At 49.8% G+C, this 277-nt stretch carries 1 pseudogene; it reads left to right on the forward strand.

The window, feature by feature from the left end:
- A pseudogene (locus HMPREF1551_RS13945) lies at positions 1-277 on the forward strand (heat-shock protein Hsp70); the annotation flags it as partial.

Raw genomic sequence — 277 nt, forward strand, 5'->3', positions numbered from 1 at the left:
GTGAGCTTCCCTGCTATCCAAAACAAGGAACCTACCGCCCTTGACCCTCGTGAGGAAGGGGAAGCCTTGTGGCCAGAACGACACAGTGCTGAAAAGCTCTTAGCTATTAAGGAACGCAACCCTGCCGTCTTTGAAAGTCTGTATCAGCAAGACCCCAAACCCAATGAGGGCTTGATGTACGATGAGTTCAACTGCTATATGGATTTGCCTTCGCGTTACTACACCGTGGCTTACATCGATGCGGCGGATAGCGGTAGTGATTACTTATGTGCGTTAT

It is taken from the genome of Capnocytophaga sp. oral taxon 863 str. F0517 (genome assembly GCF_000466425.1).
Lineage (GTDB): Bacteria > Bacteroidota > Bacteroidia > Flavobacteriales > Flavobacteriaceae > Capnocytophaga.